A 17,951-nucleotide genomic window follows, 5' to 3' on the forward strand; every position below is an offset into this window, starting at 1 on the left:
AGCGGGCTTGCTCGCGATGGGGCCCGACCAGACAACACAAGGAACAACCCATGCGCTCATCAAAAGTGATTCACGTAGTCAGCTGCCACGCCGAAGGTGAAGTCGGCGACGTCATCGTCGGCGGCGTCGCCCCACCGCCCGGCGCCACCGTGTGGGAACAGTCGCGCTGGATCGCGCGGGATGAAACCCTGCGCAACTTCGTGCTCAACGAACCCCGTGGCGGTGTGTTCCGCCACGTCAACCTGCTGGTGCCGGCCAAGGACCCGCGGGCGCAGATGGCCTGGATCATCATGGAACCGGCGGACACGCCACCGATGTCCGGCTCCAATTCCCTGTGCGTGGCCACGGTGTTGCTCGACACCGGCATCCTGCCGATGACCGAACCCCAGACTCGCCTGGTGCTCGAAGCGCCTGGCGGCCTGATCGAGGCGGTTGCCGACTGCCGTGACGGCAAAGTCGAGCGGGTGGAAGTCAGGAACGTGCCGTCCTTTGCCGATCGCCTCGATGCATGGATCGAGGTCGAAGGCCTCGGTTCGCTCAAGGTCGACACCGCGTATGGCGGCGACAGCTTCGTGATCGCCGACGCCCAGGGCCTGGGCTTTGCCATCCGCCCCGACGAAGCCGCCGACCTGGTGGCCGTGGGGCTGAAAATCACCCGGGCCGCCAACGAGCAACTGGGCTTTACCCACCCGCTGAACCCGGAGTGGTCGCACATTTCCTTCTGCCAGATCGCGGCGCCCCTGGTCCACGAGAACGGCATCGCCACCGGCGCCAACGCGGTGGTGATTCAACCGGGCAAGATCGACCGCTCGCCCACTGGCACCGGTTGTTCGGCACGCATGGCGGTGTTGCAGGCCAAAGGCTTGATGCAGGTGGGTGATCGCTTCATCGGTCGCTCGATCATCGGTTCCGAATTCCACTGCCGCATTGACTCGCTGACCGAAGTAGCGGGCCGCCCCGCCATCTACCCGTGCATTTCCGGGCGGGCGTGGGTCACCGGCACTCACCAGTTGCTGCTCGACCCGAGCGATCCATGGCCTCAAGGCTACCGGCTCTCGGACACCTGGCCCGGCGCCTGAACGCAGCCGCGCTGCTCAGCCGGACCGACGGCCCACGAAAATCCTGAAAAAACCGAAATAGCACTAGCCGATTTGCTTCATTTTAAATATCGTATACGAAATACAATTAACAACCCCGGAGGCAACAATGAGCAAGCGCATTAACTGGAGTGGCGTATTTCCCGCCGTGACCACTCAATTCAACGACGACTTCTCGATCAACCTGGAAAAAACCCACGAGGTGATTTCCAACGTCATTCGTGACGGCGTGTCGGGGCTGGTGGTGTGCGGTTCGGTCGGTGAAAACACCTCGCTGACCGCCGAAGAAAAAATCGCTGTGACCGAAGTGGCGGTCGATGCCTCGCGCGGTCGTGTGCCGGTGATCTGCGGCGTGGCCGAGTTCACCAGCGTGCAAGCGGCCAAGGTGGCCAACTCGGTGCGCAAGGTCGGTGTCGATGGCGTGATGCTGATGCCGGCGCTGGTCTACGGTTCCAAGCCGTTCGAAACCGCCGAGCATTACCGCTACGTGGCAAAAAACGCCGACGTGCCGCTGATGGTCTACAACAACCCGCCGATCTACAAAAACGACGTGACCCCGGACATCCTGATTTCCCTGGCCGACTGCGACAACGTGGTGTGTTTCAAGGATTCCTCGGGTGACACCCGCCGCTTCATCGACGTACGCAATGAAGTCGGTGACCGTTTCGTGCTGTTCGCCGGCCTCGACGACGTGGTGCTGGAAAGCATCGCCGTGGGCGCTGAAGGCTGGGTATCGGGCATGTCCAACGTGTTCCCGAAAGAAGGCGAAACCATCTTCCGCCTGGCCAAGGCCGGTCGCTTTGCCGAAGCCATGCCGATCTACGAATGGCTGATGCCGATCCTGCACCTGGACGCCCGCGCCGACCTGGTGCAATGCATCAAGTTGTGCGAAGCCATCGCCGGTCGCGGCAGCGCGCTGACCCGTCCGCCACGCCTGGCCCTGCCGGAAGCCGATCGCGTGTTCGTCGAGCAGATCATGGCCAAGGCCCTGGCCAACCGTCCGCACCTGCCGGACGTCGGTCTCTGAGTGATTGCCGGGCGGGTCCTCGCGGACCCGGCCCGGTTGCCTGTTTTTTTGCGCCGCTACAGGAAACGTCAGCATGCCCAACACTCAACACGCCTCAAGCGCAACCACACCGTCGGGACTCAAGCGTGTCGTGGCCGCCGCCATGGCCGGTACCGTCGCCGAATGGTATGAATTCTTCCTTTATGGCACCGCTTCGGCACTGGTCTTCGGCCAGCTGTTCTTCCGCCAGACCGGCAGCGCCATCGACGGCATCATCGCCGCTTTTGCCCTGTATGCCGTGGGCTTCCTCGCCCGCCCGCTGGGCGGCCTGGTGTTCGGTCACTACGGTGACAAGTTCGGGCGCAAGCGCCTGCTGCAGTTGAGCCTGGTGGTGGTCGGCATCACCACCTTCCTGATGGGTTGCCTGCCCGGCTTCAACGAAATCGGCTACGCCGCGCCGGTGCTGCTGGTGTTGTTGCGACTGATCCAGGGCTTCGCCTTCGGTGGCGAATGGGGCGGTGCGATCTTGCTGGTGTCCGAGCACTGCCCGGACAATCGCCGGGGCTTCTGGGCCAGTTGGCCGCAAGCCGGAGTACCGGCGGGCAACCTGGTGGCGACGGTGGCCTTGCTGTTGTTGTCGTCGAACCTGTCGGAGGAAGCCTTCCTCGCCTGGGGCTGGCGCGTGGCGTTCTGGTTCTCGGCGGTCGTGGTGTTGATCGGCTACTGGATTCGCACCAGCGTCGATGACGCGCCGATTTTCAAGGAAGCCCAGGTCCGTCAGGCGCAGACAAAACAACAGCAACTGGGCGTCGTCGAAGTGCTGCGCCACCACTGGCGCTCGGTGCTGGTCGGCATCGGCGCACGGTTCGCCGAAAACATCCTCTACTACACCGTCGTGACGTTCTCGATCACCTACCTGAAACTGGTGGTGCACAAGGACACGACGGAGATTCTGTTGCTGATGTTCGGTGCCCACCTGCTGCACTTCTTCATGATTCCGCTGATGGGCTACCTGTCCGACCTGGTGGGGCGCAAACCGGTGTACCTGACCGGCGCGGTGCTCACTGCATTCTGGGGCTTCGTCGGCTTCCCGATGATGGACACCGGCAACGCCTGGCTGATCATGGCCGCCATCACCCTAGGCCTGGCCATCGAGTCGATGACCTACGCGCCCTACTCGGCGTTGATGGCCGAAATGTTCCCCACCCACGTGCGCTACACCGCGTTGTCGCTGTGCTACCAGGTGGCGCCGATCTTCGCCGGCTCTCTCGCGCCACTGATCGCCATCACCCTGCTCAACAAGTACCAGAGCTCGACGCCCATCGCGTTGTATCTGGTCGCCGCTTCGCTGATCTCCATCGTCGCCGTCGGCCTGACCCGGGAAACCCGTGGCAAGTCGCTGCATCTGGTCGACAGCGAGTCCGCCGCGCGCGTCGCCGCCGTCAACGGCAACGCGGCGGGTGCCACCCGCCCGGACGGTTCGCTGGCCTGACGTGCGACCCTGCGGGAGCCGGTTCACGGGCTCCCGCAGCCGATATCACATGCCTTCATCGCAGGAATCTGCCTGAGCGCCAGCCACTGCCAATCGGTGGCGCTCTCTTCTCCTCCCGGCTGTCCTATCCCAGCATCGCCTGCAGATCCTGATACAACGTCTCGGGGATCTGCACGCCTTCCACCAGGCTGCGCGCGCGCGCCTCATACCGCCGCTGCGACGGCAACCGTGCGCCCTGGCCCTGGATGCTCTCGAACAACACTTCGGCCCGTGCCAGGTGATGCCCGCTGGCCTCACCGAGAAAACGCTGTGGATCGAAAGCGATGATCAGTTCGCCATGGTAAGGCGAGGACTTGCTGCCAGCGTCGTATGCCAGTGATTCGGCACTGGTGAGGTCACCGATCAACGGCCCGGCGATCAGTTCGACCATGGCCGCCAGCGCCGAGCCTTTGTGCCCACCGAACGTCAGCATCGCGCCGGCATCGAGCACCACGTTGGCATCGGTGCTCGGCTGCCCCTGCGCGTCCACGCCCCAGCCCTCGGGAATCGACTTGCCCGCGCGTCGATGCAATTCGATGTCGCCCCGGGCAATCGCACTGGTGGCGAAGTCGAAGACAAACGGCTCCTTGCCCGGACGCGGCCAGCCGAACGCAATGGGGTTGGTGCCAAACACCGGTTGATGGCCACCCGCCGGCGCGACCCAGGCATGGCTGGGGTTGCAGGCCAGGGCCACGAGCCCGGCGGCGGTCAGTTGCTCGATCTCGACCCACAGCGCCGAAAAATGCACACAGCGGTTGATCGCCAGCGCGGCGATGCCGTTGGCCCGGGTTTTCTCCATCAGCAACGGCAGCCCGGCCTGGAACGCCAGCTGCGAGAATCCGCCGGCGGCATCGACACGCACGACCGACGGCGCCTGATCGATCACCTGCGGCTCGGCAGCGGCTGCCACCTTGCCCGCCCTGAGCGAATTCACGCAGCCCAGCACCCGGTACAGGCCGTGGGAGGCGCAGCCGTCACGCTCGCCGGCAATCACCGTGGCCGTCACGGCCTGGGCGTGGGCAGCGTTGAAACCGTTGTGCAACAAGATCGATTCGGCCAGCTCGCGAGCCTCGGCCAGGGTCAGTCGGATCATAATCCACTCCTTGAACAGACCGTCCAGACTGGCGCAGTCGCCGCGCCCAGGCTTGATCGGTTTAGGCAGGGACGGTGACGAATTCGGCACATTGGCCCGCTGTGGGAGCGGGCTTGCTCGCGATAGCGGTCTGACAGTCACCCTCGCAGCGCCGGTGCCGCCGTCATCGCGGGCAAGCCCGCTCCCACAGGGATGGGAGGTGCCTTCGATATCGACAACTGCCAGATGAACAACAAAATAAATGAAAAAAACCGGGCTTGATCTCCCCCTAAGCCGTTGTTTTACCGTAGCCTCGAACCCAGGCTGAATGCCAGATCACCCACCCTGTACACGGCTGTCACTGTTTTCCCATGCGCAAACTTTTGTACCTGACGTTCTCCATGGCGTTGATCGCCGCCCTGACGACCTACGCCATGTGGGCGGCGGATCGCCCACCGGGGCATTACCTGTCGGACCTGCGGATCGACCTGGCCATCGATCAAGGCACGCCCGCCGGGCGCGGCAACCTGCTCGGGATCCAGCCGGAGCTGTTTCCCACCGACTATCAAAGCCCCGATCGCCTGCGCCGCAAACTTGCCGCCTATCTGCAAAAAGCCCAGTCACAAGGCCTGTTGAACGAAAAAACCATCGTCGTGTTACCCGAACATGTCGGCACCTGGTTGATGATCAGCGGTGAAAAAGACGAGCTGTACCAGGCCAATACCATCCAGGAGGCCATGAACTGGCTGGCGGTGAGCAACCCTGTGCAGTTCCTGCGCGCCCTGATCACCGCCAGGGGTGAAAACCGCCTCGACGACGCGCACTTGCGCATGAAAGCCAAGGGCATGGCCAGGGATTACCAGGCGCTGTTCGGTGGCCTGGCGAAAGAATTCCATGTGACCCTGGTCGCCGGTTCCATCGTATTGCCCGAACCGAGCATCATCGACGGCAGCCTGAAAGTGGGCCACGGCGCGCTGTACAACAGCAGCCTTGTCTTTGGCAGCGACGGCGTCCCCATCGGCCAGCCCCAGCGTCAGATGCACCCGGTGTTCGCCCGAAGCGACGTGACGGCCGCCCAGCACAACCCACCGCCCCTGACCGTGGTCGACACGCCGGCCGGGCGCCTCGGCGTGCTGATCGGCCGCGACAGCTGGTACCCGGACAACTACCGGCAGCTCGACGACCAAGGCGTCCAGCTGGTCGCCGTCCCGGCGTTCGTCAACGGTCGTGGCACCTGGGATCAGCCTTGGCACGGTTACAAGGGCACTCCGCCAGCCTCCGTCTCACTCAAGGCCGGTGAAGTCAGTGAAGGCCAGGCCTGGCAGCGCCTGACACTGACGGCGCAACCCGGCAGTCAGGCCATCGCCGGCATGAGCGTATTTCTGCGCGGACAGTTCTGGGACCAGAGCAGCGCCGGCCAGAGTTTCCTCAGCCGTGATGGGCAACATTTCGCCAGCGAGCCGGTTCGCGGTGCGCGTTTGCTGAACCTGTGGTTGTAAGGGATGAAACCATCGACGATGCGCCTTGGCGACCTGTCGGTCGGCTTCGTTCACAGCCTCGCCGATGCGGTGCGCAGCCACGGCATCGACCCGCAACCCCTGCTTGAGCAATATGGCCTGGACTCGGCGCGACTGGGCGAAGCCTGCGCACGCCTGTCGATCCCCCGCTACATGCGCCTGGGACACAGCGCGATTCAACTGACCGACAACCCGGGCCTGGGCTTGCGTATGGGTCAGCTCAGCCGCCTGAGCCAGGCGGGGCTGGCCGGCGTCACCGCCGCGCAGGCACCGACCGTACGGGAAGCCGCGCGCTGCCTGATTCGCTTCGAAGCCTTGTACGGCTCCAACTATCGTGGCCAATCGAGCTTTCATGAAGACGCCCAGGGTGCCTGGCTGCGGTTCTACTCCATCAGCCCGTACAACGCCTACAACCGCTTCGTGGTGGACTCGATCATCGCTGGCTGGCTGCAGCAATTGTCCAGCGTCAGCGCTACACCGCTGCGCGCCGACCGTATCGAGATCGAATTCGCTGAACCGGATTATCGCGAGGCCTACGGCGCGCTGGGCGATTGCCCGATCCAGTTCGGCGCAGAACAGAACCAGTTGCGCTTCGGCCTGGACACCCTCGCCCTGCGCAACCCGGTGCACTGCCCCAGTACCTGGCGGCATCTGCTGCAACTGTGTGAACGGGAACTGGAGCAACTGACACGCACCCGCAGCCTGCGTGAACGCATCACTCAGTTACTGGGCCCGTTGCTCAATGGTGGTCGGGAACCCGACCTGGAAGAAGTGGCGGCACGCCTGAAGCTGCCTACCTGGACCTTGCGTCGCAGACTGGCCGAGGAAGGTACGCAGTTTCGCGCAATCCTCAATGACACCCGTCGCGACCTGGCCATGACGTACATTCGCGACACCGAACTGGCGTTCGGGGAAATCGCCTACCTGCTGGGCTTTGCCTCAGCCGAAGCGTTTCAACGCGCATTCAAACGCTGGAGCGGTCAGACACCCGGCGAGTTTCGCCGTAGTCACCGTCAATCCGCCTGACGCCTACAGCTCGGTCGCGTCTTCAGCCGGTTCCAGTGGGTCGAGTTCAAACGCCTGGTATTCGAGCAGCTCTTCCTGGTATTCGTCCATGTTGAATCCTCTTGATTAAATGCCTGTATGACTGACCCGCGTCCCGAGCATAAAGTGCCCGCATGAAAGAAAAATGACGCGCACGGCCCCTCGTCGCTACTGAATAAACGTAGCAGCGGGTCAGGGATTTATCACAGGATTTCTTTACGGCAGATTGCAGGACTGGGCCTGCCTTGACGAGCGTTGCGCGTGAACGCGGTCCGGGATCACCGATTGTCAGCTGATCCCGGAACACCCTGCGCGCCGATCACAGCGCCGGGATCGGCTCGCTCGGGGGTGGCAGGTCCGATGGCGGCGGTGGCGAGATGGTTTCCGACGTCGGGGCCGGTTCGGTGCTTTGCGCCGGGGTCACCGGCTCCGGCTCTGGTGGTGCGGCCATCGGCTGCGAGGCAGGCTCCGAGGCCGCCGGTGCTGGCTCTGCCGATGACGCTGGGGTCGGGGTCGGTTCGGCAGCAGGGGCCGGCTCAGGCACCAATGGAGCCGGCGTGGCCTGCGGCTCGGGCACACCCAGATCGGTCTTGGGTTTCTCTTCGATATGCGCGGCTTTCTTCGCTTCAGCGGGCAGGAACGACTCGACCAAGGCAAAGAAGCGCTCGTAGAACTTCGAAGACGAAACGGTTTCGCTGGCGACCTTGACCATCGAGTCATCGGAGGAGCCGATCGGCATCGACACCGAACCCAGGACGCCCACCCCAAGGCTGGCGGAGTTACTGCTTTTCTTCAGTGCGTAACTGTCCTGCAGGGCGTTGGCGAACATGGTCGCGTGATGCCCTTCGCTGCCGTCGTCGGCACAGACCACGTTGAAGCTGATCTCCATGTGCGTCTCGCCGGTCTGCTGGAAGCTCTTGTGACCGGCGATCAGCTTCGGATCGCTGCTGGTGATGATGTAACCCTGACTGAGCAGGGCACGACGAGCGGCTTCGCAGCTCTGCTTGTCGGTCACCGGGTAGTTGCGCGAAAACGTCCCGGAATCATCAAAGTTCTCATGCTCGTAGATCGCGGCTTTCTTCGACGAGCAACCGGCTGCAGCGGCCAGCACCAACGCCAGTCCGACAACCCGTACGGGAAATGATGTAAACATTGAGCATCCTGATGAAAACGGTCCGACGGGTATTGTGCAACAGATCGTTGCTTAGCGTCGCATCGATTAGTGTCTTGAAACAGTTACAGGATTACCAACCCGCCCCCTGCAGGAGCGAGCATGCTCGCGATGGATGCCAGAGCACCGAGGGGTATCAGGCTGCCCGCGTCATCGTTAACGTCCATCGCGAGCATGCTCGCTCCTACAAACCGCAAAAAAAAACCCAACGCATCAAACAAACTGCGTTGGGTTTTTTCACTCCGCCAGGCTTCAGTAGCGCTGGATGTCCGCTTCGGCTTCCAACTGCTTGCGGTACGCCGCGAAGTCCTGCTGGCCGACACGCGAGGCAAGGAAGCGACGGTATTGCGCTTTCTCTTCGTCAGTCGGAGCGGCAGCTTCGTTGACGCCGTTGAGGCGCACGATCACCAGGCTGCCATCCGCCAGGGTCACGCTGCTGAAGGTCGGCTTGTCCTTGACAGCCGGCTTCGGCATGCGGAACAGCGCCTGCAGCACAGTCGGGTCAACCCCCTCCTGAGCGCGGGTGGCGCCAGTGGTGACCTTCCAGTTCTGACCGTCGATGGCCTTGTCCAGTGGCGCCTTGCCATCGCGCAGGTCGGCGATCAGCTTGTCAGCCCGGGTCTTGGCATCGGCACTGGCGTGCTCCTTGGTCAACTGGCCACGGATGGCGGCAGACACGCTTTCCAGCGGCAACTGCGAAGGCTTGAGGTGCTCCTTTGCGCGCAGCACGATCACGGTTTCGGGATCGAGCTCGATGGCGGTGCTGTTGGCACCCTCATCCAGCACTTCAGGACTGAACGCCGCAGCGATCACCGCACGGTTGGCGGTAACACCCTCGCCACCTTCACGGCCGAACGGCTTGGAGGTGTGGACGGTCAGCTTCAGGTCCTGCGCCGGCTGGGCCAGGTCGGAGGACTCGAACGACGAATCTTCCAATTGCTTGGTCGCCTCGACGAAACGCTGTTCGACCTGCTGGGTTTTCAACTCGCGGGTCAGCTTGTCTTTCAGGCTGGCGAAGGTCGGTACTTCCGGCGCTTCGACACCCAGCAGCTTGATCAGGTGATAACCGAAGTCAGTACGCACCGGTGCGGACACCTGATCCTTGCTCAGTGCGTACAGCGCGGTTTCGAACGCTGGATCGTAGACGCCAGGGCCGGCAAAACCGAGGTCACCGCCGTTGTTCGCCGAACCCGGGTCCTGGGACAGTTCCTTGGCCAGGGCCTCGAACTTCTCACCCTTGGCCAGACGAGCCGCGATTTCGTCGATCTTGGCCTTGGCTTGCGCGTCGGTCGTCTTGTCGTTCACTTCGATCAGAATGTGCGCAGCCCGGCGTTGCTCGGACAGGTTGGCGATTTCTTTCTGATACGCCGCCTGCAGGTCTTCGTCCTTGACGGCAACCTGATCGAAGAAGGACGACTTCTTCAACTCGATGTAATCGATGATCACCTGATCAGGCGTCATGAATTCCTTGGCGTGCTCGTCGTAGTAAGCCTTGACCTCATCGTCGGTCAACTTAACCGCAGCCGGGTCAGCCTTGACGTCCAGGGAAGCGAAATCCCGGGTCTGCTTTTCCAGACGGGCGAAGGCCAGAACCTGGGCATCGGTCACGAAACCGCTACCGGCCAGGCCCGCGCGCAACTGACCGATGAGCATTTCCTGAGCCAGCATCTGGCGGAATTGCATACGGCTGTAGCCGAGTTGACGGATCACCTGGTCGAAACGCTCTGGACTGAATTTGCCGTCCACCTGGAATTCAGGTGTCTGCAGAATCACCTGGTCCAATGCGCCCTCGGAGAAAGCGAATTTGGATTTTTCTGCGCCTTGCAGCAGCAGCTTGCGATCGATCAGGCCCTTGAGAGCCGATTCGCGCAACATTTTCTCGTCCAGCAAGGACGCATCGAAATCCTTGCCCAGCTGTTGCATGAGCTGACGGCGTTGCATATCAACCGCCTGGCTCAGCTCGTTCTGGCTGATTTCGTCGCCATTGACCTTCGCCGCATCGTTCTTGTGCGTCGTCGCCTGAAAAATGGCGTCGAAACCGGTCAAGGCCATCAGAACAACGATGACCCCGATAATGGTCTTGGCAATCCAGCCTTGTGAATTGTCCCTGATATTTTGCAGCATGCGTCCCCCAGAAACGGTTGAACTTCAAAAATAGGCAACCGTGGAGCGTGGGTAGAATCCGGATAGAAGAAAGGCGCATCCGAGGATGCGCCTTCTCGTAACTGGCGAAGCGGACCAAGAATTCGAATTTGCGACCCTTGGTGTCTCGGACCGGCAATCTGCCGGCTGGCCTACCGCTCCGCTGCCAGGTCAGGCTTGCAGCCCGACCTGGACAGGTAAAACCTGAATCAACTTAGTTGACAGCTTCTTTCAGCGCTTTACCGGCTTTGAAACCTGGTTTTTTAGCGGCTGCGATTTCCAGCGTCTTACCGGTCTGAGGGTTACGACCGATGCGAGCAGGACGATCGGTGACGGAGAAAGTACCGAAACCCACCAGAACTACGGAGTCGCCAGCCTTGAGAGCGCCAGTGACGGATTCGATTACAGCGTCCAGCGCACGGCCAGCAGCAGCTTTCGGGATATCAGCGGATGCAGCGATAGCATCAATCAGTTCCGACTTGTTCACTCTAAAGTCCCCTTATATCTATTTGAGTATGATTCTAAGTTTTTTGGTGAAAGCAAAAACGAGTGCTGAATGGCCTACAGACACTTAAGAGCCGCTTTATAACAAGGGCTCTAAAAAGCTGTCAACAAGCCCCCCAGGCAAATGCGTATTAATGCGTGCTAATTCTTTCCTTAGAGTCAGACTCGCGTTTTTCATCCTTGGCGACTATCTCGGGAGCCACATCCGGCAAGGGCTCCGGCGCGTATTGCAGCGCAATTTGCAGGACCTCGTCAATCCATTTAACCGGTTTAATCTGCAGATCCTGCTTGATATTGTCCGGAATTTCCTTCAAATCGCGGACATTCTCTTCAGGAATGATCACGGTCTTGATCCCGCCGCGGTGCGCCGCGAGCAGTTTTTCCTTCAAGCCGCCGATCGCCAATACCTGACCACGCAGGGTGATTTCGCCGGTCATTGCGACATCTGCGCGCACCGGGATGCCGGTCAACGCCGATACCAGTGCCGTGCACATGCCTACGCCCGCGCTTGGGCCGTCTTTCGGGGTCGCCCCTTCCGGCATGTGGATGTGCGTGTCGCGCTTCTCGTGGAAGTCCAGGGGAATTCCCAGGCTCTTCGCCCGGCTGCGCACGACGGTCTGGGCCGCAGTAATGGACTCGACCATCACGTCACCCAACGAACCGGTCTTGATCAACTGGCCTTTGCCCGGCACGACGGCGGCTTCGATGGTCAGCAATTCGCCACCCACCTGGGTCCACGCCAGGCCGGTCACCTGACCGATCTGATCCTGGGATTCAGCCAGGCCGTAGCGGAATTTACGCACGCCCAGGAAATCCTCGAGCATCGACGCGGTGACCTTCACCGAGAAGCGTTTTTCCAGGGCATGCTCCTTGACCGCCTTGCGGCAAACCTTGGCAATCTGGCGCTCCAGCCCACGTACACCGGCTTCGCGGGTGTAGTAGCGGATGATGTCACGGATAGCGTCTTCTTCGAATTCCAGCTCGCCTTTTTTCAGGCCGTTGGCCGTGATCTGCTTGGGCGAGAGGTATTTGACGGCAATGTTGATCTTCTCGTCTTCGGTGTAACCCGGCAGGCGAATGACTTCCATCCGGTCCAGCAGCGCCGGCGGAATGTTCATGGAGTTCGAGGTGCACAGGAACATCACATCCGACAGGTCGTAGTCGACTTCCAGGTAGTGATCGTTGAAGTTGTGGTTCTGCTCCGGATCGAGCACCTCCAGCAACGCCGACGCCGGATCGCCGCGCATGTCGCTGCCCATCTTGTCGATTTCATCGAGCAGGAACAGCGGGTTGCGGACCCCGACTTTTGTCATCTTTTGAATCAATCTTCCTGGCATCGAACCGATGTAGGTCCGGCGATGACCACGGATTTCCGCTTCATCGCGCACGCCGCCCAAGGCCATGCGCACGAATTTGCGGTTGGTGGCGTGGGCGATCGATTCGGCCAGGGAGGTTTTACCCACACCCGGAGGACCCACCAGGCACAACACCGGACCGCGAATTTTCTTCACGCGCTTCTGCACGGCGAGGTATTCGAGGATACGCTCCTTGACCTCTTCCAGACCGTAGTGGTCGGCGTCGAGAATGTCTTCGGCGCGCGCCAGGTCCAGACGCACCTTGCTCTGAGCCTTCCACGGCACCTGTACCAGCCAGTCGATGTACGAGCGCACCACGGTCGCTTCCGCAGACATTGGCGACATCTGCTTGAGCTTGTTCAGCTCACCCTGGGCCTTGGCCAGGGCATCTTTGGGCAGGCCGGCGGCATCGATGCGCTTTTTCAGCTCTTCGATTTCGTTATGGCCTTCGTCGCTGTCGCCGAGCTCTTTCTGAATGGCCTTCATCTGCTCGTTCAGGTAGTACTCGCGCTGACTGCGCTCCATTTGTTTCTTGACGCGACCGCGAATGCGTTTTTCGACTTGCAGCAGATCGATCTCGGCATCCAGCAGCGCCAGGACGTGCTCGACCCGGGCCGACAAATCGATGATTTCGAGGATTTCCTGCTTCTGCTCGATCTTCAGGGCCATGTGTGCGGCCATGGTGTCGACCAGGCGGCCCGGCTCATCGATGCTGTTGAGCGACGACAGGACTTCAGCCGGGACTTTCTTGCCCAACTGCACATATTGTTCGAACTGGGCCAGCAGGCTGCGCACGAACACTTCGGATTCACGCTCGGGCGCGTCGACCTCATCGATCAACGAGACTTCGGCACGGCAGTGCCCGTCCACTTCGCTGAAGCGTTCAACGGTACCGCGTTGCTCGCCTTCTACCAGAACCTTGACCGTGCCATCAGGCAGCTTCAGCAGCTGCAGCACGGTCGCAATGGTGCCCACGCGATAAAGTGCATCTTCACCCGGATCGTCGTCGGCAGGGTTTCTCTGGGCCAGCAGAAGGATCTGCTTGTCACCCGTCATCGCAGCTTCGAGGGCTTCGATGGATTTCTCGCGCCCCACGAACAGCGGGATAACCATGTGCGGATAAACCACGACATCACGCAATGGCAGGAGAGGCAATTCGATGGTTGTCTTCATGATTTCGCCTCTACGGCGGCCACAAGGCCGGAAACAGATGGAATTGAGCTTGAAACCAAGATGGGGGCTGCCTTGGAAAAAAACAAGCACAAAGACAGGCTTGAAATGCAGAAAAAGCAAAGGGGCCCGAAGGCCCCTTCCCTGTTATAGCTGCGGGACGCTCAAGCGTCTGGCGCAGCCTTGGCAGGCTCTGTGTTCTCGTAGATATACAGTGGCTTGGACTTGCCCTCGATGACGCTTTCATCGATCACGACTTTACTCACCTCGGACTGCGAGGGAATTTCGTACATGGTGTCGAGCAGCACACCTTCGAGAATCGATCGCAGGCCACGGGCACCGGTCTTGCGTTCCAGGGCACGTTTGGCCACCGACTTCAGTGCGTCGGCCCGGAATTCCAGGTCCACGCCTTCCATCTCGAACAGCTTGGCGTATTGCTTGGTCAAGGCATTCTTCGGCTCGGTCAGGATCTGCATCAAGGCAGCCTCATCGAGCTCGTCCAGGGTAGCCAGTACCGGCAGACGACCGACGAATTCCGGGATCAGACCGAACTTGACCAGATCGTCAGGCTCGACTTCACGCAGGGACTCGCCCACCTTCTTGCCTTCTTCCTTGCTGCGCACTTCGGCGTTGAAACCGATGCCGCCCTTGGTGGAACGGTTCTGGATGACTTTTTCCAGACCCGAGAACGCACCACCACAGATGAACAGGATGTTACGGGTATCGACCTGCAGGAATTCCTGCTGCGGATGCTTGCGACCACCCTGGGGCGGAACGGAGGCGACCGTACCTTCGATCAACTTGAGCAAGGCCTGCTGCACGCCCTCACCGGAAACATCGCGGGTGATGGACGGGTTATCGGACTTGCGCGAGATCTTGTCGATCTCATCGATGTAGACAATGCCCATCTGGGCTTTTTCCACATCGTAGTCGCACTTCTGCAGCAGCTTCTGAATGATGTTCTCGACATCTTCACCCACGTAACCCGCCTCGGTGAGAGTGGTTGCGTCGGCGATGGTGAACGGAACGTTCAGCAAGCGTGCCAGTGTTTCGGCAAGCAGGGTCTTACCCGAGCCTGTCGGGCCGATCAGCAGGATGTTGCTCTTGCCGAGTTCGACGTCGTCATTCTTTTTGTCACGTTGATTCAGACGCTTGTAGTGGTTGTACACCGCTACGGCCAGAATCTTTTTCGCGCGTTCCTGACCAATCACGTATTGATCAAGAATGCCGCTGATTTCTTTAGGCGAAGGCAATTTATGCGCGCTGCTTTCGGCCTGTGCTTCCTGCACCTCCTCACGGATGATGTCATTGCACAGGTCGACGCACTCGTCGCAGATAAAGACCGAGGGGCCGGCAATCAACTTGCGTACTTCATGCTGGCTTTTGCCACAGAAGGAGCAATAGAGCAGCTTGCCGTTGTCCTCGCCGTTGCGGGTGTCAGTCATTCGTTCGATCCAAATCCGATAGGCTTGCAACACAAGATGAAGGCTAACGCGGGCTTTTTCAAGCCCGCTGGTGATCGGACACGCCGACCAGGCCTTATTTTGAGCCGCTTATTTTACGCTGGGCGCGAAGTAATCACTTCATCGATCAAGCCGTATTCCTTCGCCGCTTCTGCACTCATGAAGTTATCGCGGTTGGTGTCGCGCTCGATTTCTTCAAGGGTACGCCCGCTGTGCCGCGCCATCAGCGTGTTCAGACGCTCGCGGATGAACAGGATTTCCTTGGCATGGATCTCGATATCCGAGGCCTGGCCCTGGAAACCGCCCAGTGGCTGGTGAATCATCACGCGCGAGTTCGGCAGGCAGTAACGCTTGCCCGGAGCACCGGCGGTCAACAGGAAAGCGCCCATGCTGCAGGCCTGGCCGATGCAGGTGGTCGATACGTTGGGCTTGATGAACTGCATGGTGTCGTAGATCGACATGCCCGCAGTCACGGAGCCACCTGGGGAGTTGATATAGAGGTGGATGTCCTTGTCCGGGTTTTCCGCTTCAAGGAACAGCAATTGCGCACAGATCAGGTTGGCCATGTAGTCCTCTACCGGACCAACCAGGAAGATCACTCGCTCCTTGAGAAGACGCGAGTAGATATCGTAGGCGCGCTCGCCACGAGCAGACTGCTCGACAACCATCGGGACCAGGCCGCCGGCGGCCTGGATATCAGAGTTCTGCTGAATATACGAATTACGGAACATGCTCTGCAGTCACTCCCAAAATAGTTATGTCTTGAAAACGCATAAGCCAGCACGAATGCTGGCTTATGGTGTGTACGTCTTAACGCAGCAACAATCAGTCGGCTTGTGGAGCTTCTACCGGCTTGACCGCTTCTTCGTAAGAGACCGATTTGTCGGTCACGCTAGCTTTCTGCAGAACAGTATCCACAACTTGCTCTTCCAGCACAACCGAACGAACTTCGTTCAGTTGCTGGTCGTTCTTGTAGTACCAGGACACGACCTGCTCAGGCTCCTGATAGGCCGAAGCCATTTCCTGAATCATGTCGCGAACGCGCGCTTCGTCAGGCTTGAGGTCGAACTGCTTGACCACTTCAGCCACGATCAGACCCAGGACAACGCGGCGTTTGGCTTGCTCTTCGAACAGCTCGGCCGGCAGTTGATCAGGCTTGATGTTGCCGCCGAACTGCTGAACCGCCTGCACGCGCAGACGATCAACTTCGTTGGACAGCAGAGCCTTTGGCACTTCGATCGGGTTGGAGGCCAGAAGACCGTCCATGACCTGGTTCTTCACCTTGGACTTGATCGCCTGACGCAGTTCACGTTCCATGTTCTTGCGAACTTCGGCGCGGAAGCCTTCCAGACCGGTTTCCTTGATGCCGAATTGAGCGAAGAACTCTTCGTTCAGCTCTGGCAGGGTTGGCGCGGAAACAGTGTTCACAGTCACGGTGAACTCGGCCGTCTTGCCGGCCAGCTCGAGGTTCTGATAGTCCTCTGGGAACGTCAGGTTCAGAACACGTTCTTCACCGGCTTTGGCGCCGACCAGACCGTCTTCGAAGCCAGGGATCATGCGACCCGAACCCAGTACCAGTTGAGTACCCTTGGCGGAACCGCCAGCGAATACTTCACCGTCGACCTTGCCAACGAAATCGATGTTCAGCTGGTCATCGTTCTGGGCAGCGCGATCGGCCACTTCGAAACGGGTGTTCTGCTTGCGCAGCACGTCCAGCATCTTGTCCAGATCGGCGTCTGCCACGTCGGCGCTCAAGCGCTCAACGGCGATGCCTTCGAAACCGGCAACGGTAAATTCAGGGAACACTTCGAATACGGCTACGTATTCCAGGTCCTTGCCAGCTTCCAGGGATTTCGGCTCGATCGACGGCGAACCTGCCGGGTTCAGCTTCTGCTCAACCACAGCTTCATAGAAGGAGGACTGGATCACATCGCCCACAGCTTCCTGACGCGCATCAGCACCGAAACGCTGACGAATCACGCTCATTGGCACCTTGCCAGGACGGAAGCCGGCAATCTTGGCCTTCTGGGCAGTCTGCTGCAGACGCTTGTTGACCTGAGTCTCGATGCGCTCCGCCGGCACGGTGATGCTCATGCGGCGCTCAAGAGCAGAAGTATTTTCAACAGAAACTTGCATGGATATTCCTCGTTGCACAGACGTTAGCCGGCCGTTACCGACCCAAGAATCAAGGGCATGCATTCTAGAGGGTCAAACTCAAGAAGTCACCCTACTGAAAACGGGTAAAAATACAGCAGGCCATTCAGAGGGGCGAACGCGCCAATGCACCCCGCCCCGACAGCAAATACAACCCCTCACGCCAGGGCTCTGCGTCAACCCTTCTATATATAGAAGCGTTTGCCGACCGACACCCCGACTGTCACACCTGCGAGCAGGAGCGACAAGCAGCGCGGCAGCATCGAGAAACACAAATTCGACGAAACGCCCTGCTTGCGTGGCGCTTGACCCGCAGCCACTGAAGCCCTTGAAACAAAAAAGGCGCCAGACTGTTAAATCTGGCGCCTTTCGAAATATGGGGTGGACGATGGGGATCGAACCCACGACAACGGGAGTCACAATCCCGTGCTCTACCAACTGAGCTACGCCCACCATATTGCATGACAAGGAGGCCTGAAGCCTTCCTTGCCGAACTCCACCCGGCCAACGGCATGAATGGAGCTTATCTGGTGCGGATGAAGAGACTCGAACTCTTACGCCTTGCGGCGCTGGAACCTAAATCCAGTGTGTCTACCAATTCCACCACATCCGCAGATGAAGCTGTTAAAGCAAAGGCGCCAGACTGTTAATCTGGCGCCTTTCGAAATATGGGGTGGACGATGGGGATCGAACCCACGACAACGGGAGTCACAATCCCGTGCTCT

General features: G+C 60.1%; 13 protein-coding genes and 3 tRNA genes (1 of these 16 cut by a window edge). 5 read left to right on the forward strand and 11 right to left on the reverse strand.

Annotation, left to right across the window (positions count from 1 at the left end; translation table 11 throughout):
• Positions 1 to 50: 50 nt before the first annotated feature.
• From QIW53_RS10670 to abaF, 3 genes are all read left to right on the forward strand, one after another.
• Positions 51 to 1,079: a trans-3-hydroxy-L-proline dehydratase gene (locus QIW53_RS10670; RefSeq protein WP_371049610.1), complete on the forward strand. Its 1,029-nt coding sequence runs from the start codon at positions 51 to 53 to the stop codon at positions 1,077 to 1,079.
• A gap of 127 nt (positions 1,080 to 1,206) precedes the next feature.
• Positions 1,207 to 2,124: a dihydrodipicolinate synthase family protein gene (locus QIW53_RS10675; protein ID WP_192304513.1), complete on the forward strand. Its 918-nt coding sequence runs from the start codon at positions 1,207 to 1,209 to the stop codon at positions 2,122 to 2,124.
• Positions 2,125 to 2,197: 73 nt separating this feature from the next.
• Positions 2,198 to 3,595 (forward strand): fosfomycin efflux MFS transporter AbaF, encoded by a 1,398-nt coding sequence (gene abaF / locus QIW53_RS10680; RefSeq protein ID WP_371049611.1) that lies wholly within the window; start codon positions 2,198 to 2,200, stop codon positions 3,593 to 3,595.
• Positions 3,596 to 3,719: 124 nt separating this feature from the next.
• Here abaF and QIW53_RS10685 read toward each other — a convergent pair whose 3' ends face one another.
• Positions 3,720 to 4,727 (reverse strand): Ldh family oxidoreductase, encoded by a 1,008-nt coding sequence (locus QIW53_RS10685; protein WP_371049612.1) that lies wholly within the window; start codon positions 4,725 to 4,727, stop codon positions 3,720 to 3,722.
• A 350-nt stretch (positions 4,728 to 5,077) separates the two neighbouring features.
• Between QIW53_RS10685 and QIW53_RS10690 the strand changes: the two genes are divergently transcribed.
• Positions 5,078 to 6,205 carry a nitrilase-related carbon-nitrogen hydrolase gene (locus tag QIW53_RS10690; protein ID WP_371049613.1) on the forward strand — a complete coding sequence of 376 codons (1,128 nt, stop codon included), beginning with the start codon at positions 5,078 to 5,080 and terminating at the stop codon, positions 6,203 to 6,205.
• A 3-nt stretch (positions 6,206 to 6,208) separates the two neighbouring features.
• Complete coding sequence (locus QIW53_RS10695) at positions 6,209 to 7,249, forward strand: AraC family transcriptional regulator (protein WP_371049614.1); 1,041 nt, start codon at positions 6,209 to 6,211, stop codon at positions 7,247 to 7,249.
• Positions 7,250 to 7,586: 337 nt separating this feature from the next.
• Here QIW53_RS10695 and QIW53_RS10700 read toward each other — a convergent pair whose 3' ends face one another.
• The 10 genes from QIW53_RS10700 to QIW53_RS10745 all read right to left on the reverse strand — a co-directional run.
• Entirely contained in the window at positions 7,587 to 8,420 is an 834-nt protein-coding gene (locus tag QIW53_RS10700; protein ID WP_371049615.1) for a DUF2242 domain-containing protein, read from the reverse strand.
• 270 nt (positions 8,421 to 8,690) lie between these two features.
• The gene (locus QIW53_RS10705) at positions 8,691 to 10,562 is read right to left on the reverse strand and encodes a SurA N-terminal domain-containing protein (protein WP_371049616.1); all 1,872 of its coding nucleotides are present in this window, start codon (positions 10,560 to 10,562) and stop codon (positions 8,691 to 8,693) included.
• A 232-nt stretch (positions 10,563 to 10,794) separates the two neighbouring features.
• Complete coding sequence (locus tag QIW53_RS10710; RefSeq protein ID WP_002552737.1) at positions 10,795 to 11,067, reverse strand: HU family DNA-binding protein; 273 nt, start codon at positions 11,065 to 11,067, stop codon at positions 10,795 to 10,797.
• Between the two features lie 148 nt (positions 11,068 to 11,215).
• Positions 11,216 to 13,612, reverse strand: coding sequence for an endopeptidase La (gene lon, locus QIW53_RS10715; protein WP_192304527.1), 2,397 nt, complete (start codon positions 13,610 to 13,612; stop codon positions 11,216 to 11,218).
• A 161-nt stretch (positions 13,613 to 13,773) separates the two neighbouring features.
• A complete protein-coding gene (clpX, locus tag QIW53_RS10720; protein ID WP_371049617.1) occupies positions 13,774 to 15,054 on the reverse strand; it encodes an ATP-dependent Clp protease ATP-binding subunit ClpX in 1,281 nt (426 codons plus the stop codon).
• Between the two features lie 113 nt (positions 15,055 to 15,167).
• On the reverse strand, positions 15,168 to 15,803 hold the full coding sequence (clpP, locus tag QIW53_RS10725) for an ATP-dependent Clp endopeptidase proteolytic subunit ClpP (RefSeq protein ID WP_371049618.1): 636 nt from the start codon (positions 15,801 to 15,803) through the stop codon (positions 15,168 to 15,170).
• 94 nt (positions 15,804 to 15,897) lie between these two features.
• Entirely contained in the window at positions 15,898 to 17,208 is a 1,311-nt protein-coding gene (gene tig / locus QIW53_RS10730; RefSeq protein WP_371049619.1) for a trigger factor, read from the reverse strand.
• 395 nt (positions 17,209 to 17,603) lie between these two features.
• A tRNA-His gene (locus tag QIW53_RS10735) sits at positions 17,604 to 17,679 on the reverse strand.
• A 75-nt stretch (positions 17,680 to 17,754) separates the two neighbouring features.
• Positions 17,755 to 17,839, reverse strand: a tRNA-Leu gene (locus QIW53_RS10740).
• 56 nt (positions 17,840 to 17,895) lie between these two features.
• Positions 17,896 to 17,951 (reverse strand) — tRNA-His (locus QIW53_RS10745); it runs 120 nt beyond the window's last position.

Origin of the sequence: Pseudomonas fluorescens (assembly GCF_041354075.1) — a bacterium.
In the GTDB taxonomy this organism is placed as follows: Bacteria; Pseudomonadota; Gammaproteobacteria; order Pseudomonadales; family Pseudomonadaceae; genus Aquipseudomonas; species Aquipseudomonas fluorescens_CE.

Coding starts and splice junctions, on each gene's coding strand:
- QIW53_RS10675 (WP_192304513.1), top strand. CDS start 1,207: ATGAGCAAGCGCATTAACTGGAGTGGCGTATTTCCCGCCGTGACCACT.
- clpP (WP_371049618.1), bottom strand. CDS start 15,803: ATGTTCCGTAATTCGTATATTCAGCAGAACTCTGATATCCAGGCCGCC.
- abaF (WP_371049611.1), top strand. CDS start 2,198: ATGCCCAACACTCAACACGCCTCAAGCGCAACCACACCGTCGGGACTC.
- QIW53_RS10690 (WP_371049613.1), top strand. CDS start 5,078: ATGCGCAAACTTTTGTACCTGACGTTCTCCATGGCGTTGATCGCCGCC.
- tig (WP_371049619.1), bottom strand. CDS start 17,208: ATGCAAGTTTCTGTTGAAAATACTTCTGCTCTTGAGCGCCGCATGAGC.
- QIW53_RS10670 (WP_371049610.1), top strand. CDS start 51: ATGCGCTCATCAAAAGTGATTCACGTAGTCAGCTGCCACGCCGAAGGT.
- QIW53_RS10695 (WP_371049614.1), top strand. CDS start 6,209: ATGAAACCATCGACGATGCGCCTTGGCGACCTGTCGGTCGGCTTCGTT.
- clpX (WP_371049617.1), bottom strand. CDS start 15,054: ATGACTGACACCCGCAACGGCGAGGACAACGGCAAGCTGCTCTATTGC.
- QIW53_RS10700 (WP_371049615.1), bottom strand. CDS start 8,420: ATGTTTACATCATTTCCCGTACGGGTTGTCGGACTGGCGTTGGTGCTG.
- QIW53_RS10705 (WP_371049616.1), bottom strand. CDS start 10,562: ATGCTGCAAAATATCAGGGACAATTCACAAGGCTGGATTGCCAAGACC.
- lon (WP_192304527.1), bottom strand. CDS start 13,612: ATGAAGACAACCATCGAATTGCCTCTCCTGCCATTGCGTGATGTCGTG.
- QIW53_RS10685 (WP_371049612.1), bottom strand. CDS start 4,727: ATGATCCGACTGACCCTGGCCGAGGCTCGCGAGCTGGCCGAATCGATC.